This window comes from Streptomyces pinistramenti, assembly GCF_020564935.1.
Lineage (GTDB): Bacteria > Actinomycetota > Actinomycetes > Streptomycetales > Streptomycetaceae > Streptomyces > Streptomyces pinistramenti.
This window is the reverse complement of sequence record NZ_JAJCXB010000039.1, coordinates 55,570-70,339: the sequence shown is the minus strand read 5'-3', so window position 1 is coordinate 70,339 and position 14,770 is coordinate 55,570. Positions and strand designations below refer to the sequence as shown.

Genomic DNA, 14,770 nt, shown 5'->3' with positions numbered 1-14,770 from the left:
TTTGATGGTTAGTCATGCTTCGCATAACTAACAGCCGCTTCGCGTCTTTTGATGGGGAGTTTGCGCTTCGCTCCAACTCCTCATGGAAATACCACCCTTCGGGCGGGATTTCCTTTTGGCGCCCTTCAGGCGCTTTGGCTGACTACGTGGAGGGGGTGTGGCTTGTCGTCTGGGTGACGGGAGGTCACTGGTGCGCGAGGACCGCCGAGGTGGTCGTCCTTTCTCGGCCGGCCGACCGTCCGAGAAAGGACGCAGGGGGGCGTCGGCCCGGCCGACGACGCGGAGGCTTGCAAACCGGGAGGGGTTTTTCGCCACAATCTATGGCACTGAGTGTCAGGGATTGTGGCGAAAGTGCCGCGGGGGCCCACAGTGGCCAGGAGGCTGCCTCCTTGGGTGGCCTCGGGGGGACTAGGCGCCGAGGGGGCAGGAGGCGTTCAGGGGGGCCTGTGAGGCACTCCTTGAGGGGTTCTTGAGGTTCAAGGCAGGCTCGGGGCAGCGAGAGGCCCCCAGGAAGGATTCCTAGGGGCCTCGGCCGCAGCAGGCTTCTTTGCCTAGTGGTTGAGCAGGTACCAGCTACCGCTCGCCATGGTGATGCAGATCCCGCTGAACCAGCGGAGCAGGCGGGGCGAGATGTAGAGGGCCAGCTCGAAGTGGCTGTCGATGTTTATGTCCAGGCGCCGGCGGCGGTGGGCAGGGTGCTGGCCGGAGCTGTCCGAAGGGGTGTTCCGGTAGCCGTCGGCCGGCGGGGTGTACGGCGGGACTGAGGGGTTGCCCCAGGTCTCGGCGGTGCCTCCTCCGATTCCGGGGGCTTCTCGTCCCTGGAGTCGGTTCGGATCATCGTGCATTTGGTCTCCGCTCATGTTCCTTTTATTGGTGGTGGCCTGACGAGGACCCAGTTCGCACCCTGCTCCAACTGCCAAGTAAGGGGGGAGCGAACGGGAAGGGTGAAGCTTCCTGCTACGTGATGGGTTAGTTAACGCAGAGGGGAAGGGCTTCGCAACTGAGCTTGGCCTGCCTTCAGTTCAAGGTTCCGCGGATTGTCCGACGGTAGGCGTATGCTGTGCGATCTCCCTCTAGGCGCACATGACAGCAAATCAGGCATTTGATGCCTTACGTCGCCTATCTACTCATCGGTAGCCCGGCAAAGAGTGAGGGTTGCCGGGATTCAGAGGGGAAGCGATCCGCCTACCGAGGCACTGTCGGTGTGCTTGAGAACACACTTGGTCACGTGATCTGAGTCACGATCAATGACCTATGTCACACAGCGTGATTGGTGATTGTTAATCATTCAAGGGGACCTGGCCAGTGGTCCACCTGCCAGGTCGAGAGTCTGCGGCGTGGCCGCACAGCCACTCCGTGCCCACTACATCCGGACACAAGCCCCTAATTTGATCTTGCTGGTGTCCATTGGGTGAGAATGGCCCACTGTGCTGATTGCCCGCTGGTCACAGTGGTCTAGTGGCAAGATTGATCACGCCTGCAAATGTTATTCATGGGCACCCGGGAAGGTTCACGCAGCGTTAAATCGCGTAGCACTGGAGAAACCGCCACCCCTCCCTTCTTGGCAGTTGGAGCAGGGGCGGCGGCCCTCGTCAGGCGCGGAGACCACGCCCTGACCATTGTGCATCGCCAGCCTGATGGTAACCAGAGAACGCAACGTGACGATGCTCTCTGGTGCCACGGTCAACGACCGAACCCGAGGATAGTGTTCCTTTGTTGCGTGGTTAGCGCTCGGGATCTAAAAATCCCGTTAATTGCAGCGCGGATTGTGGTTTTTGCTCAAGAGTTGAATGAACACTTGCGCTTTCTGCTAAAAATTCCTGAAGCGACTTGGCGCCTTTCGGCGTCATTGATGCGGGGATCTATCGACATTGAATTTCCCTCAACTGGTAGCGAAGTGGCATGAGTTGGACCCAGGCTGCGGGTAGACAGACCAGTCGACCGCAGAGGCAGCGAAGCATCGGTGGCACCGAGTGCCTTTCGATTGTCATGCACGTAATAAGGTTTCCCGGGTGACCACCTGGTCGGCCGATGGGCCGCAGTTCCGGTAGCTAAAAAGCCTCGCGTAGTGCGCCACCGCACCCCTCCCCGTGTCACCTTCCCTGCGCGACGCTGCTGGGCTGCTTGGGGCAGCAGGATCTCGTCCAGTCGCAGCCACTGCTCCTGGCCGTTGTGATCCCCGGCCTCGTCCGCCCTCAAGGGCCTGGCCTTCGGGGCGCCCCGAAGGCCCGTCATTCCCAGTTGCTGAGCGCCCCGGTGTTGTCCAGGTCGATGCGCCGGGTGTGCATGGGGCTGGTCTCCTCGTTGCGGGTTCCGTCGTCGTCGGGGGCGGGACCGCGTCCGCTGACGATCTCCTGCGCGATGTGCCGCTGGGCGGCGGCAAGCCGACGGTGTTCGGCGGCGAGGGGCGGCTCGATGACGGCGAGCCGGGTGTAGACCTCGGCGCGGGCGAGGTGCCGGGCGGCCCACACGGCGCGCCTCTCCTCGACGGCATCGGTGCCGGCGGCCTCCATCACCGCGTTGAAGGCGGCGTCGGCTTCCTTGCGCAGTTGTCCGGCGCGCCTGGTGAGCCGGCGGGCCTCGGCGCGGTGGTCGTTGGCCTCGGTGCGGGCGGCCTCGTCGTGGAGGGAAGGGAGTTGGGTGCTGATCTGGTCGGGGGGGCCGTCCATCAGGTCGGCGTACCACTGGTCGAGGTGGCGGGCGTGGAGCGCGGGGTCGGCGGGGCCGCGGTCGATGCCTCCACGCCGGCGGCCAGTGAGGACCCATACGGAGACGTTGGCCTTCCACCGCTCATTGGCGGCCTGCCGGGAGCTGCCGGCGGCGGCGCCGATCTCGGCCCAGCTCGCGCCCCGCTCCCGCTCGGCGACCACAACCTGGTCGACCAGGTTGTCGGTGAGGGTCTGGAGGTACAGGGCGTCGCTCAGCATGCCGCCACGGTCGTCGGCCGGGTAGCGGCAGGCGACGTCGCGCAGCGCGGCCTCGGCGATCTCGAACAGGGTCTGCGCGCGGGCGAGCAACGCTTCGTCGGCTGGGGCGAGGGCCGGGGGCTGCTCGCGCTCATCTCGTTCGTCCCGGCTCATCGGTCGGACTCCTTCGCGAGCACCATGCGGACGCAGGCGGTGGGCAGGTCCAGGCCCGCCGCTTCGAGGTCGACCAGTCCCATGCCGTGCTGGGCGGCGACGTCCAGCAGGTCGTCGTACAGGTAGTAGGCGGAGTTGCGCTGCTCGCCGGTGCAACCGGCGGCGGCGACAGCGGTGTTGAGCCGCCCCATCTTCGTGTCGTAGTCGGTGACTCCGATGTTCTTCATGTCGTCAAGGTATCCCTGACGCGCAACACTGTCAGGGATACCTTGACATTCCGCCGAGATTCACCTGTCCGGGTGGCCGGGAACGTGCGAGGAGCGCGGTGCGGCGGAGCGATAGTTCGGCTCGCACGTCGCGTACGACATCCGCGAAGGCGCCCTCTCAGAACGCCACATTCAGGCAGCGGGCCGCCGGCCTCGACGGCGTCCGTCCGCTGGATAGAGGCGCTGGACGACCGCAACGCCTCCGGCACCCCACATGGCAGCGCGTAGGAGAATGTCAGGGTCCGCGGTCGTGCTTACCACGGCCGCTCACCAGGGCATGCGCCGTACAACGGCGACAGACGGGCACAAGGCCCACCAATCGTGCCAGAGAAGCCCCGCCGATTCGGCGGGGCTTCGGCACGAGGGTGTGCGTCCGGCCCACTCAGCGCTGCTGGGCGCCAGGTCAGGGCCGGGCGGGGATCCGGTTGTCGATCGTGACCACGACCGGGTCGCCTTCTACTTCCCGTGCCTCGCGGAGGACTTCGGCGGTCGCGTTGTAGACCTGGCAGGCCATGGCCCAGTCGGCGAAGGCGGCCAGGTCCTCGACGTTGTCGTCCGTGGTCCGGTGCGCTTCCGTTACTTGGTAGAGGGCCAGGATCATGGCGACCAGGGACCGTCCGGAGAGCACCGCGGCGACCAGGCCGCCTTCGCGTTCTTCCAGTGCCGGGGTGCGGAAGTGGGGGTGGCTGCCGACGTGGGCGGCGATGAACTCCCAGGTGTCGCGGTGGCATACCAGGGTCGCGGAGGCGACGCTCCCCGCCCGCATGATTGCCCAGACCCGCCCCGCCGCGCTCAGGGCTACCGGCTCTCCCGCCAGCGGATCGTCCTGGCTGCGGCTGTTGTCGGCGTCCAGCGCGGCGCGGGAAGCGACCAGGTTCTCGTCCTCTGGTGCGTCACCTTCTGGCTGATCCTTGGTCTCCTCCGACGAGAGATTGTCCTCGGCCGCAGCAGAAATTCCCTCGACGGCCTGCACCGTCTCAGCCTGCTCGTTCGTAGCCATGGCGCCAACCGAGGTGGATGCGCCCTGTGTTGCGGGTGCCGATTCTTCTTGTGGCGCCGGTCGCTGTCCGGGCAGCGCGGCCAGCTCCGCCCCGGAGTCGGCACCTGCAGCCGCGGCAGGCACCGGACCGACCACGCTGCCGGCCGCTTCGAGGGCCGTTGCGGCACGCAGCAGCGCCAGTACCTCCCTGAAGTCGTCCCGCAGTTCACCGAGCCCGCTGTGCAGTTGTGCGACCTCGTTCCGCAGTGCCGTTACGGCGGTGACGGCTTCGCCCGCGCGCTTGCCCGCGTTGTAGGCACTGGAGCGGGTTTCCTGCTGCGACGCCTTCAGGTCCGACAGGTGGGTGGTGTGAAGGTCCCGGATCTCGCCGGTGAACGCCTCGCGCAAGTCCCGGTCCAGTTGGCCGAGCCGGCCATCCAGATCGTCGATCGCCCTTTTCGTCTCGTTCTTCGCGTCGATCACGATCGTCACGATGTCGTCCTTGCGCGCCACAACACTCCCATCAACCTGTAGCCAATCCGCTGCACGGAGTAGTTTGGCGGGGTGGGTGTCACCGCGGGTTCACCCAGGCGGACTTGGCCGGATCATCGCGGTGTCAGGGCCGGAACGGAACACCGCCGCTGCGCGGTGCGCCCCTGCTTCCGGTGGAGAGAAGCCTCTCTCTCCTTCTGAGGGAGAGGTGTCAGCGACGCCATCCGCATGCCCATAGCGCCTGACCTGCGCAGATGATCCAGGTGCTGGAAGGTACCTGGTACGCACGGTGGTACGTATGGTGGAACCCTCGGTGGAACCTGCGTTGGTACGCACGGTGGTACCCACGGTGGTACCAAGTTCGGCGATCCGCCTGAGCACCCAGCCATCAGCTACCTCAACGGAGCGTCCCGTGCAGCGGGGTTGAAGCACGGGGCGGCGAAGTCGGGTGCCTCGCTTCCCGCTGCATGCCACCTGCTGTGGCGCGACGGTCGTCCCGGCAGACCCGCGCCGGCCACCCGGCCCGGTTCTCCTGCGCCCCACATGACTGCGTCACCGCGCTCGTGAGCGCCGCCGTCTCCTGACGGATACCCGACTCGGGCAGTGCGGATACCCCAATGGATACCCCAGCGCTCACCCCATTTGACCTGCTGTTTTTTCCATTCTGGGTAAGCGGGTTGGTAAGAGGTGCTGAGGAGAGTTCACGGCAGTCGACCCGAAGGGAGCCTGCCGTGAACGCCGTACCGACGCTGGTTGCACGTCTGAACACCGAGTGGGAGTGGCTGTGCGCCGAGCACTGCAACGCCGAGCGCGTGCGCTCCTGGATCCTCGCCGCCGATGTGCTGGACGAGGATGGGGCCCCCGCCGAGCTGGGTGAGCTGTGCGCCCTGCTGCGGCAGCGCTCCGACCGTGAGGGCCCGGACTTCAGCGACGCCTGGATGGGCACCCTGCTGAACCGGGCGAACGCGGCCGACGAACGGGATGCGGCGCTGGCCGCCCGTGTGCTGGTCCAGGCGATGCTGCCGTGCGCGCAGCGGATGATGCGCCGTTCCCTGCGCAACGGTGAGGGCGCCGAGGACGTGGCGCAGGTGGTGATCGCCTCATTGTGGGAGGTGGTACGCAGCTACCCGGTGGCGCGGCGGCCGAGGCGGATCGCGACGGGGTTGCGGATGGAGCTGTGGCACCGCGTCTCGCGGGAGCTGAAGCAGGAGCTGGCGCCGTCCGCAGACCTGGACGAGGCGTGGGCGGCCGTCTGCCCCGGCGAGGACGAGCTGTCGCGGTCTGCCGAACCGGCACTGCTGGCGCGGGCCGCCGAGCAGGCCGGCCTCCAGGACGCGGTGGGTGCGGCGGAGGAACTGGAGGGGGCGCGCGGCGAGATGGTCGCGCTGCTGGTGTGGGCGCTGGAGCGCGAGGTGCTCACCGCGGAGGCGGCTTCGGGGATCTGCACGCACTACCGCGAGGGCGCTCCGCGGGATGCGGACGCGGCGCGGGCGTTGGGGGTCAGTGCGGTGGCGTTGCGTCGGCGGCGGAGCCGGGCGGTGGCGCAGCTGCGGCAGGCGGCGCCGCAGTGGGTCGAGGCGGCGTGAGAGGTCGCGGAAGTTTTTTGCTGGCCGGTGTCACATCCGGGCCGGTGTGGCTCCCCTCTCTGGGGTGTGCGGGAGTCGCGCATCGGACACGTGGAGGGGCTGTCGTGATGGAGGAGCTGGGACATGAGGGAGATGCGGTGGAGCTGAAGGAAGAGGAGCTGCGGCTGGTGGCGATCCGGCGGCGGGCGACGCGGTTGGCGGTTGCTCTGGTGACCGACCCGTTCGCGGTGGGCACCGATGCGCAGTTGCGGTCGTACGTGGAGCGGGACGCCGATGAGGCGCAGGTGCTTGTCCGGGAGGTGTTGGCCCTTCCGCCGGCGCGGCTGCGCGAGCGGATCGCGGAGCTGACCCGAGGCGAGGCCGTGCAGGGCGGGGTGACGGTGTGAAGCCGATGTTGGCTGAAGGGCCGGCGGTGGAGTCGGCGGTGGCTGGCACGGGGTGGGCGACCACGTCTGCGTCGACGGGGGCCATGGCGAACTGGACGGCTGTGGTGCGGTGGGGTGCCTGGTCGTTGCTGGTGGCTGGTCCGCTGCTCGGCGGGTGGGCGTTGGTCTCAAGTGCCCGGCCGGCGGCGGTGGCGGCGCGAGTGGAGGCTCCGCGTACGCAGGTGGCGTCGTCGGATGCGGAGGCGGTGGCGCCGGCCGGGTTTGCCGAGCTGTACGTCGCTGCCTACGTGAGGGCTGGTGGCGGTGGTGCGGCGGTGGAGCAGCTGGCTGCGTTCTACCCGGCGGCGCGCTCGGTGGCGTGGTCGGCTGGGGGTGGGGCGGAGCGCGCGGAGTCGACGTCGTCGGTGCGGGTGCGGCAGGTGTCGGCCGGCTACTGGTCGGTGACCGTGGCCGCGCGGATCACCGGTTCGGCGAAGGGCGGAGAAGGGCGTGTCCGGTACTTCCAGGTGCCGGTGCGTTCGACGTCCGGGGCTGGTGGCGCGGCGTCGGGGTGGGTGGCGGCGGCTTTGCCTGCCGAGGTGGCTGCCCCTTCCGGCGGCAAGGCGGCGGCGCCTGCGTTGTCGTACGGCTCGGCGCATGCGCCGTTGGCGTCCGATCCGGCGGTGCAGACGGTTCAGGGGTTCCTGGCCGCGTATCTGGCGGGCCGCGGGGAGTTGGACCGCTACCTCTCGCCCGGTATGGCGCTGCGGCCGGTGCGGCCGGCGCCGTACACGGCGGTGACGGTCACGCAGATCGCCGACCACGGGCAGGGGCCGGCCGAGGGCGCTGAGAAGCAGACGCCGCCCGATGGCGTCCGGCGTCGTCTCCTGGTCGACGTCGAGGGCGAGGGCAGCCAGGTGAAGGGGCGGCCGATGACCTACGCGATCGGGCTGCGCTCCCGCGGAGGGCGCTGGGAGGTCGCCGCGCTGGAGTCCGCGCCCGCTCTGGCCACGTCCGGCACGTCGTCGCGTTCTCAGGAAGGGCAGGGCTCATGAACGGGCTCATGCAGATGGCGGGGGTCATCGCCGATGCCAACAGTCTCGTCAGCCAGCTCAAGAACTTCTTTCTCGTGGGCGTGCTGGGGCTGATGTATGTCGTCTCGATTGCCTGGGTGTGGGGGCAGACCAAGAGCGTGCTGAAGGCGGGCGTCGCGGCCATCGGCGGGGCGGTGGTGCTGGCCATCGTCGTCAACATGGCTGTGCTGCGGGACAAGATCGGCGAGGACATCAAGAATCCCAGCAGTGCCGCGGCCCCGGTTGCGGAGCGTGTCGTTGGTCCGCTGGACGGCGGGCGGCGATGACCATCCTGGCGGAGCGGTCGGAGCCGCTGGTCGGCCGGTGCTACACGAAGGTGCGGCGGCATGCGCCGGTGGTGGGGCACTGGCCTGGTGGGGGCCGTATCTGGGGCGGTCCGTACACGGTCCCGCAACTCGTCGTGGCGTCCGGCACGTTCGCGGTGCTGTTCGTCGCCCGTGGGCTGTGGGCACATCACGGTCTGGTCGACGTGCTTTTGCTGGTCGGTGTCCCCTACGCGCTGGCGCTGATCGTGGGTCGCGTGCACATCGACGGGCGCAATCCGCTTGCCGTGGCGGCCAGTGCGGTCGGCCTGGCGGTGAGCGGGTCCGGCGGCCGGATGGGCGGCCGGCCCGTGCCCCGTTTCCGGCGGCGCGCGGTGGTGGGCGTCTGCACCCTGGCACGCCAGCCGCAGAACGACGAGTCCGGCCGTGGGGCTGTTCCGGCGCCGGAGGCCGGCCCCGTCGCCGAGCCGCTTCTCGCGGACCGCGGGGCGGGCCTGGCTACCGGGGTCTCGGCCTGCCCGTCAGCAGCGGCCCCGGTGGTGCGGGTGACGTCGGGTGTGGGGGCGCTGCTCGCCGCACGCAGTGCCGGCACGCCGCACGCGGACGCGGATTTCAACGAGCGGGGGCAGTGATGCGGATTCCTGTACGGCACGTCGCGAAGAACGTGATCTGGACGCGTCAGGGGACGTGCTGGGCGCTGTGGCGGGTGGAGGGCAGCGGTCACGCGCAGTCCTCACGCACCGTCAAGGAGCGCCGGTTGCGGGCGTTGGAGGCGTTGGTCAAGCAGTTGCACGGCGAGTCGATGCTGATGTCGCTGTGCCCGCAGATCGACCCGGCCGACGTGGTGCGCAAGATGACCGACGGCGTCGACCTGGCCGCCAGCGAGCGGTATGCGCAGTTGGCGACGCGGGTGTGGGACCAGTTGGAGTGCATGGAGCTGACCGGCCGCGCCGACTTCCTTGCCGTTCCGCTGCCCGCCGGCGGCAGGACGCAGGCCGCGGGGATGGCGTTCGACGCGGCGCGCGCGGAGATGGCTCTGCAGCTGGGCCTGCTGCCCGCGCCGGTCAGTGCGCGCGAGGAGCAGCGCCGTCAGGCGCAGGCCCGTGACCTTGCTGCGGCATGGCCGTCCAGCGTGGCGCTGCGGGCGGCGACGGAGGCGGAAATCCTGTGGATCTACGGGCACAGTGCCCGGCGCGGTGTGCTGGAACCTCTACTGCCCGAACCGGACCGGGGCACCGGCCGGGGTCGTGGCCGCGGGGCCGCCGCTCTGGGGCAGGCGGTTGTTGCGGAGGGCGCGGCCCCGGACGGCGAGGCGGAGGAGGGGGAGGGCGCGGCGGTGCGGGGGCGGTTCGGGCGGCGCTGGCTGCAGGTGGCCACGCCGTGGGGCGAGTCGTACCAGACGTTCTTGTCCCTGGCCGAGATGCCCGACCGGTTCGCCTTCCCGGGCTCCGAATACCTCGCCGCGCTGGACGAGTTCGCCTTCCCGGTGGACTGGGTGATGCGCCTGAACGTCACTACGGGCGCGGTGGCGGCGCGCAAGGCCCGCCGGCAGGCACGTGAACTGGCCGGCCAGCCTCAGGAGTACGAGGGGGAACCGGCCGGGGCGCCGGAGAAGGTCTTCGAGGCCGCGGAGGGCATCGAGGACTTCAGCAGCGCCGTGACCCGGACCCGGTCCGAGGTGGAGGTGCGGGCGATGGGGACGCTGTGCGTGTGGGGTGCGACCCCGGCCGAGGCCGAGGCCCGCGCCGCCGACCTGACCACGCACTTCGGCGGCAACGACTACACCTTCACCCGCCCGCTGGGCGAGCAGGAGTCGCTGTTCTACGGGATGCTGCCGGGCGCCCGCACCCCGAAGGTCATGGCCTCCTACGCGCAGGTGCTCCTGGCGCGGGACTTCGCGATGGCCGGGGCGTTTTCCGGATCGGCGCTGGGGGATGCCAAGGGGCCGTTGTACGGGCTGCAGTTGTCCGGCGGCGGTACCCGGCCGGTGCTGACCGACTGGTCCCTGGGGCCGCGCAAGTCCGCGTCCGCGTCCGCGGCGTTCATCGGGGAGCTCGGCGGCGGCAAGAGCGTCGCGATGAAGTCGGCGGTCTACGGCATCCTCGCCGCGGGCCGCAAGGCGGGGGTGCCCGGGAGCCGGGGCCGTGCGGTCATCGTCGACCGCACGCCGCAGCAGGAATGGCTGCGCTTCGCCCAGGCGTGCCCCGGCACCACCCAGGTCATCACCCTCGACGACCAGGCGCAGGTCTCCCTCGACCCGCTGCGCACCATCCGTGACCCGGCCCAGGCGCAGCGGCGTACCGAGTCGTTTTTGACGCTGCTGCTGGGTATCGCCCCGATGAGCGAGCAGGGCGTCACCCTGTCCGAGGCGATCGAGGCGACGTTGGCCGGAGCGCAGCCGTCCCTGGCCGGGCTCGTGGAGGGTCTGCGGGCCCGGGGGAAGTCCGATGTGACCGCCTACGCGCTGGCGCGGCAGCTGTCGGCCGTTGCCCGTAAGGACTTGGCCCGTGCGCTGTTCGACCCGGCGCTGCCGGTGGTGGATACCACGCAGGCCGACGCAGTCGTGTTCGCCGTCGCCAACCTGGCGTTGCCCAAGGAGCATGAGCTGGCGGCCGACCGGCTCGCGAAGCTGGAGTTCGAGAAGACCTTCGGCCGGGCCGCGCTGTATCTGATCGCTGCGCTGTGCCGGGAGATCTGCTTCGCGCTGCCCCACGAGTTCTGCGTGGCGGTGTGGGACGAGTGCTGGTGGCTGACTTCCTCCCCCGAGGGCATGGCGCTGCTCCTGGAGCTGGTGCGTGATGGCCGCAAGCACGCCGCCGGTGTCCTGGCGGGCAGTCATGACGGTGAGGACATCGGTCCGGAAGCCTCCGCCACGGGCAAGGTGGTGCGCGGTCTGTTCCCGCGTAAGTTCCTCTTCCGTCAGACCGATGTGGCCCTGGCCCGGCGGGGCCTGGAGTTCCTCGACCTCGACCCGGCCGACGCCGAGCTGGTGGAGCTGGTCACCGCCGGGCTGTCCCCGATGGACGTCTGCGATGAGGTACGGGCGCAGCGGGCCGGGGAGTGCCTGCACCGGGACCTGTACGGGCGCGTGGGCGGGATGCAGGTCGTCATCCCTGCCGATGAGCGGGCCGCGGCGGCGATCCATTCTGACCCGGCGCTCGCGGTATGAGGTGGCTGCGCCTGGCCGGGCACACGGTGAGCAGCGGGCGGCGGCGGGGCTGGTGGGTGGTGGCGCTGTTGTGCGCCGCGGCCGTACTGAGTGCGGCGGCGGCCACGCACGCGGCTGCGGACCCCGCACCGTCGCCGGCGCCGTCGGTCAGCGCGCAGCCGCCCGCGGCCCCCTCGCCGGGCGGCGCGGCGGCGCCCGGTGGGGGCGGTGGGGTGGCGTACGAGGACACGGCGAAGGGGAAGGCGGCGGCGAAGGAGGCGCTGCGGGAGAAGAAGGAAGGGGTGCGCAAGAAGCTGGCGCGGATGGGGATCGGCAAGGACGATCTCCTGGACTCCTTTCATGTCACCGATGAGAACGGCATCCCGGTCTCCGCGTTCACGGTGGATGCGGAGAGCGGTGCCTGGAGCGACTGGGATCTCAAGGTCGAGGCGTGGCTGACGAATGTGCTGTTCATCGTCATCAAGTGGCTGATCGCGTTCGCCTGCTGGCTGATCACCTGGGCGCTGGGATTCAAGCTGGCGGCGCTGCTGCTCAAGCCGGCGCTCGCGGTCTCCGACTCCCTCTACACCAGCGTCCTGGTGCAGATGGGCCTGCCCGGCCTGTTCCTCGTGTTCTCCGGAGTCACCGCGGCCTGGCACCTGCTGTTCGGCGACCGCTCCCGCGGCTGGGGCGAACTCACCGCCTCCCTGCTCATCTCCGCGCTCGCCGCCACCACCTTCGCCTCACCGCCGCAGATGCTGCTCGGCACCCAGGACGGCGCGGTCGGCAAGGCCCGCGACCTCGGTGTCGCGGTGGCCTCGCTCGTCATGGGCGACGCCGACCCCACTGGCCGGCCCTCCAGGGACAGCGCCGGGGCCATCGCGACACCGATCAGCGACGAGATGGTCCGCACGTTCGTGGTGCAGCCCTCGCAGGTCCTGACCTACGGCCAGATCTTCACCGACGACACCAAGGACAAGTGCGCCACCCGCTTCACCAACTCGCGCATCGAGACCGCCTTCTACAACCAGAAGGTCGCCGAGCAGGCCAAGACGATCAAGGACCTGCCGAACGCCGGTGACCTGCTCCTGCCGGGCGTTGGCGGCAAGCTCGGCGACGTCGCCACCGACAAGGCCAGGCAGTGGGCGCTCGACACCTTCGGGAAGAAGCCGGACGCCGAGTTCGAAAAGCTCTGCGTGAGCGGCAACGCCAAGGAACGCAAGACGCCCTCCGCCGACAAGCTGGTCGGCGCCGTCTTCATGCTCCTGGCCGCGGCCTTGGTCTGCGTGCTGATCATCGCGCTCGCCGGCAGCTACCTGGCCACCCAGGTCTGGCTCGCCGCTGAGGCGATGCTAGCGCGCTGCGCGCTGCTCGTCGGCACCCTGCCCGGCCCGGGACGTGCGTGGCTGTGGGCGCGTGGCGCCTCCATCGCCCGCGGCCTGGCCCTGATGGTTCTGCTCGTGGTCGGGCTCGGCGTCTTCGTCGTCGCGGTGACCGCCGTGGTCGGCGCCGAGGCCAACAACACCCCCGGCGGGCTGTCCGCGCGCTTCGCCCTGGTCGATGTGCTGTGCGCCGGAGCGCTCGTCTTCCGCAAGCGGCTTACCCGCACCTCGCACCAGTGGGCGGCCCGCCTCAAGGGACGCGTCGGCGCCTCCAAGCTCGGCGGCGCCGCTTCCCCTGCCAGCCTCGGCCCTGCCGGCGGCGGGGGCCGCGGCACGATGGGCAGGATCGGCGGCGCGGCCCTGATGCTCGGTCTGATGGCCGCCACCGGCGGCACCGCTGGCGCGATCGGCGCCGGCCTGGGCCGCACGGGCAGCACCCGCGCGCTGACGGGCCTGGCCCGCGGCGCCGGACGCCTGGCCCGCAGCGCTGAGAAGACGGCGCGCGTCGGCGGCCGGGCCGGCCTGCGCGCAGGCCGCCATGGCCTCAAAAGCACGGTGGGGCTTCCGGTGTACGGGCCTCGGGCCGTGCGCCAGGCCGCGACCGTGGCCCAGGCCGTGCCCGGCCAGGTCACCAGTGCGGCCACTCAGCTGAGGGAGCGTCTCGATGCCGCGCGCAGCACGTACGAGCCGCGGATACGGGACTTCGCCGACGAGTACCGGCACGGCCTGGGGCTGGGGGGCCATTGGGTCCGCAACCGCGTCCTCGTCGGGCACGGGCTGCCGCCCATCCCCGCCCGTCCCCGCCGCCCGCACGCCGCGGCAGGCCACCGTCCCGCCGCCCCGGCCCCGGCCCGGCCGCCCGTTCCGTCACCCGCCTCTGCGGGAGCGCCGAGGCGCTCCCGCAGGGGGCAGATGGTTCCGCAACGGCCGCTGACGCCGCCGGCCTCCAGTCAGCAGGCGAGCCTGCAGCAGCGGCTGCACCGCATCCGCACCCGCGCCAACGCCGCCGGGCCGCCCCTCACGCCGCCTCCTGCGGCTGCGCCGTCCCGGCGCCCGGTCGCGCCGCGCTCGCCTCGGCCGGGGAGGCGGTCGTGAACGGCCGGTCCGCGGCTGCTGTCGGGGCCGGCCTCGGCGCCGGTGTGCTCGCGCTGATCGGGGTGCTGGTGCTGTTCATCGCCGCGGTCGCCAACGGCGCCGCCGGTCACCAGCAAGAAGCCGCCGCACCGGTCCCAGGGGCGGCGGCCGGCGGCCCGGTGAGCGACATCCCGCCTCAGATGCTGTCTCTCTACCGGCAGGCCGCGCCGGCTGCCTGCCGCGGGCTGGGCTGGACCGTGCTCGCCGCGGTCGGGAAGGTGGAGACCGATCATGCCCGCCACCCCACCATGCGCAGCTCGGCCGGTGCGGTCGGGCCCATGCAGTTCCTGCCGGCCACGTTCCGCGGCTACGCCTACCCGGTGCCGCCCGGCGGCGCCAGCCCGCCCAGCCCCTGGGATCGGGTCGACGCCGTGTACGCCGCGGCGCGGATGCTGTGCGCGAACGGCGCCAAGACCGGCACCAGCGACGGCCTGTACAAGGCGATCTACTCCTACAACCATGCCGACTGGTACGTGCAGAAGGTCCTCGCCCAGGCCAAGATGTATGCGACCGCGCCATCTGCCGGAAGCAGCGGGGGCGGTGACGGGGCCTCGAACGCGATCGTGAAGGCGGCGCTCAGCCAGCTCGGCCTCCCCTACATCTGGGGAGGCGGAACCGTCCACGGCCCAACAGGCGGCGGCTTCGACTGCTCAGGACTCACCTCCTACGCCGTTTACGAAGGCACCGGTCACAAAGTCGCCCTGCCCCGCACCTCGCAGGAGCAGCGCCACGTCGGTATCGCCGTCTCCCGCGACCAGATGCGGCCCGGCGACCTCATCGTCTTCAACAAGGACGGCTGGGGGCACGTCGGCATCTACGCCGGTCAGGGTCGCATGATCGACGCGCCCCGGCCGGGAAAATCCGTCGAGGTGATCAGCCTGGCCGGGTACTGGGAGCACTACGCCTGGGATGTCCGGCGCGTCGGCTAGATGTAGGTTCCGATTTCATTTGTCGCTGTCCGACCATTCTGTCGCCAGCATG

Annotated in this window: 12 protein-coding genes; 8 read left to right on the top strand and 4 right to left on the bottom strand. The window is 70.2% G+C overall.

Features of this window, described 5'->3' with window-relative positions; genetic code table 11:
* Positions 1-551: 551 nt before the first annotated feature.
* The 4 genes from LIU39_RS24030 to LIU39_RS24015 form a co-directional block, all read right to left on the bottom strand.
* Complete coding sequence (locus LIU39_RS24030) at positions 552-845, bottom strand: hypothetical protein (protein WP_227048943.1); 294 nt, start codon at positions 843-845, stop codon at positions 552-554.
* A gap of 1,386 nt (positions 846-2,231) precedes the next feature.
* Positions 2,232-3,080 (bottom strand): hypothetical protein, encoded by an 849-nt coding sequence (locus LIU39_RS24025; protein WP_227048942.1) that lies wholly within the window; start codon positions 3,078-3,080, stop codon positions 2,232-2,234.
* Entirely contained in the window at positions 3,077-3,307 is a 231-nt protein-coding gene (locus tag LIU39_RS24020; RefSeq protein WP_227048941.1) for a hypothetical protein, read from the bottom strand. The genes LIU39_RS24025 and LIU39_RS24020 overlap by 4 nt, the downstream gene beginning before the upstream one ends.
* 442 nt (positions 3,308-3,749) lie before the next feature.
* Positions 3,750-4,817 (bottom strand): hypothetical protein, encoded by a 1,068-nt coding sequence (locus LIU39_RS24015; RefSeq protein WP_227048940.1) that lies wholly within the window; start codon positions 4,815-4,817, stop codon positions 3,750-3,752.
* Positions 4,818-5,548: 731 nt separating this feature from the next.
* On the opposite strand from LIU39_RS24015, the gene LIU39_RS24010 reads away from it, so the two are divergent.
* The 8 genes from LIU39_RS24010 to LIU39_RS23975 all read left to right on the top strand — a co-directional run bounded on the left by LIU39_RS24010 (position 5,549) and on the right by LIU39_RS23975 (position 14,718).
* Positions 5,549-6,403, top strand: a complete 855-nt coding sequence (locus tag LIU39_RS24010; RefSeq protein ID WP_227048939.1) for an RNA polymerase sigma factor — start codon at positions 5,549-5,551, stop codon at positions 6,401-6,403.
* A 104-nt stretch (positions 6,404-6,507) separates the two neighbouring features.
* Positions 6,508-6,789: a hypothetical protein gene (locus LIU39_RS24005; RefSeq protein WP_227048938.1), complete on the top strand. Its 282-nt coding sequence runs from the start codon at positions 6,508-6,510 to the stop codon at positions 6,787-6,789.
* A gap of 83 nt (positions 6,790-6,872) precedes the next feature.
* Entirely contained in the window at positions 6,873-7,823 is a 951-nt protein-coding gene (locus tag LIU39_RS24000) for a conjugal transfer protein (protein WP_227048937.1), read from the top strand.
* Positions 7,820-8,128: a hypothetical protein gene (locus tag LIU39_RS23995; protein WP_227048936.1), complete on the top strand. Its 309-nt coding sequence runs from the start codon at positions 7,820-7,822 to the stop codon at positions 8,126-8,128. The genes LIU39_RS24000 and LIU39_RS23995 overlap by 4 nt, the downstream gene beginning before the upstream one ends.
* Positions 8,125-8,757 (top strand): hypothetical protein, encoded by a 633-nt coding sequence (locus LIU39_RS23990; protein WP_227048935.1) that lies wholly within the window; start codon positions 8,125-8,127, stop codon positions 8,755-8,757. The genes LIU39_RS23995 and LIU39_RS23990 overlap by 4 nt, the downstream gene beginning before the upstream one ends.
* On the top strand, positions 8,757-11,294 hold the full coding sequence (locus tag LIU39_RS23985; protein WP_227048934.1) for an ATP-binding protein: 2,538 nt from the start codon (positions 8,757-8,759) through the stop codon (positions 11,292-11,294). The genes LIU39_RS23990 and LIU39_RS23985 overlap by 1 nt, the downstream gene beginning before the upstream one ends.
* Positions 11,291-13,750 carry a hypothetical protein gene (locus tag LIU39_RS23980; protein ID WP_227048933.1) on the top strand — a complete coding sequence of 820 codons (2,460 nt, stop codon included), beginning with the start codon at positions 11,291-11,293 and terminating at the stop codon, positions 13,748-13,750. The genes LIU39_RS23985 and LIU39_RS23980 overlap by 4 nt, the downstream gene beginning before the upstream one ends.
* A complete protein-coding gene (locus LIU39_RS23975) occupies positions 13,747-14,718 on the top strand; it encodes a C40 family peptidase (protein ID WP_227048932.1) in 972 nt (323 codons plus the stop codon). The genes LIU39_RS23980 and LIU39_RS23975 overlap by 4 nt, the downstream gene beginning before the upstream one ends.
* The last annotated feature ends 52 nt before the right edge of the window (positions 14,719-14,770 follow it).

What these genes read in the sequence shown, in the direction of transcription:
- LIU39_RS23995 (WP_227048936.1), top strand. Translation starts at nt 7,820, where the DNA reads ATGAACGGGCTCATGCAGATGGCGGGGGTCATCGCCGATGCCAACAGT.
- LIU39_RS23980 (WP_227048933.1), top strand. Translation starts at nt 11,291, where the DNA reads ATGAGGTGGCTGCGCCTGGCCGGGCACACGGTGAGCAGCGGGCGGCGG.
- LIU39_RS24025 (WP_227048942.1), bottom strand. Translation starts at nt 3,080, where the DNA reads ATGAGCCGGGACGAACGAGATGAGCGCGAGCAGCCCCCGGCCCTCGCC.
- LIU39_RS23990 (WP_227048935.1), top strand. Translation starts at nt 8,125, where the DNA reads ATGACCATCCTGGCGGAGCGGTCGGAGCCGCTGGTCGGCCGGTGCTAC.
- LIU39_RS24020 (WP_227048941.1), bottom strand. Translation starts at nt 3,307, where the DNA reads ATGAAGAACATCGGAGTCACCGACTACGACACGAAGATGGGGCGGCTC.
- LIU39_RS24030 (WP_227048943.1), bottom strand. Translation starts at nt 845, where the DNA reads ATGCACGATGATCCGAACCGACTCCAGGGACGAGAAGCCCCCGGAATC.
- LIU39_RS24000 (WP_227048937.1), top strand. Translation starts at nt 6,873, where the DNA reads ATGGCGAACTGGACGGCTGTGGTGCGGTGGGGTGCCTGGTCGTTGCTG.
- LIU39_RS23985 (WP_227048934.1), top strand. Translation starts at nt 8,757, where the DNA reads ATGCGGATTCCTGTACGGCACGTCGCGAAGAACGTGATCTGGACGCGT.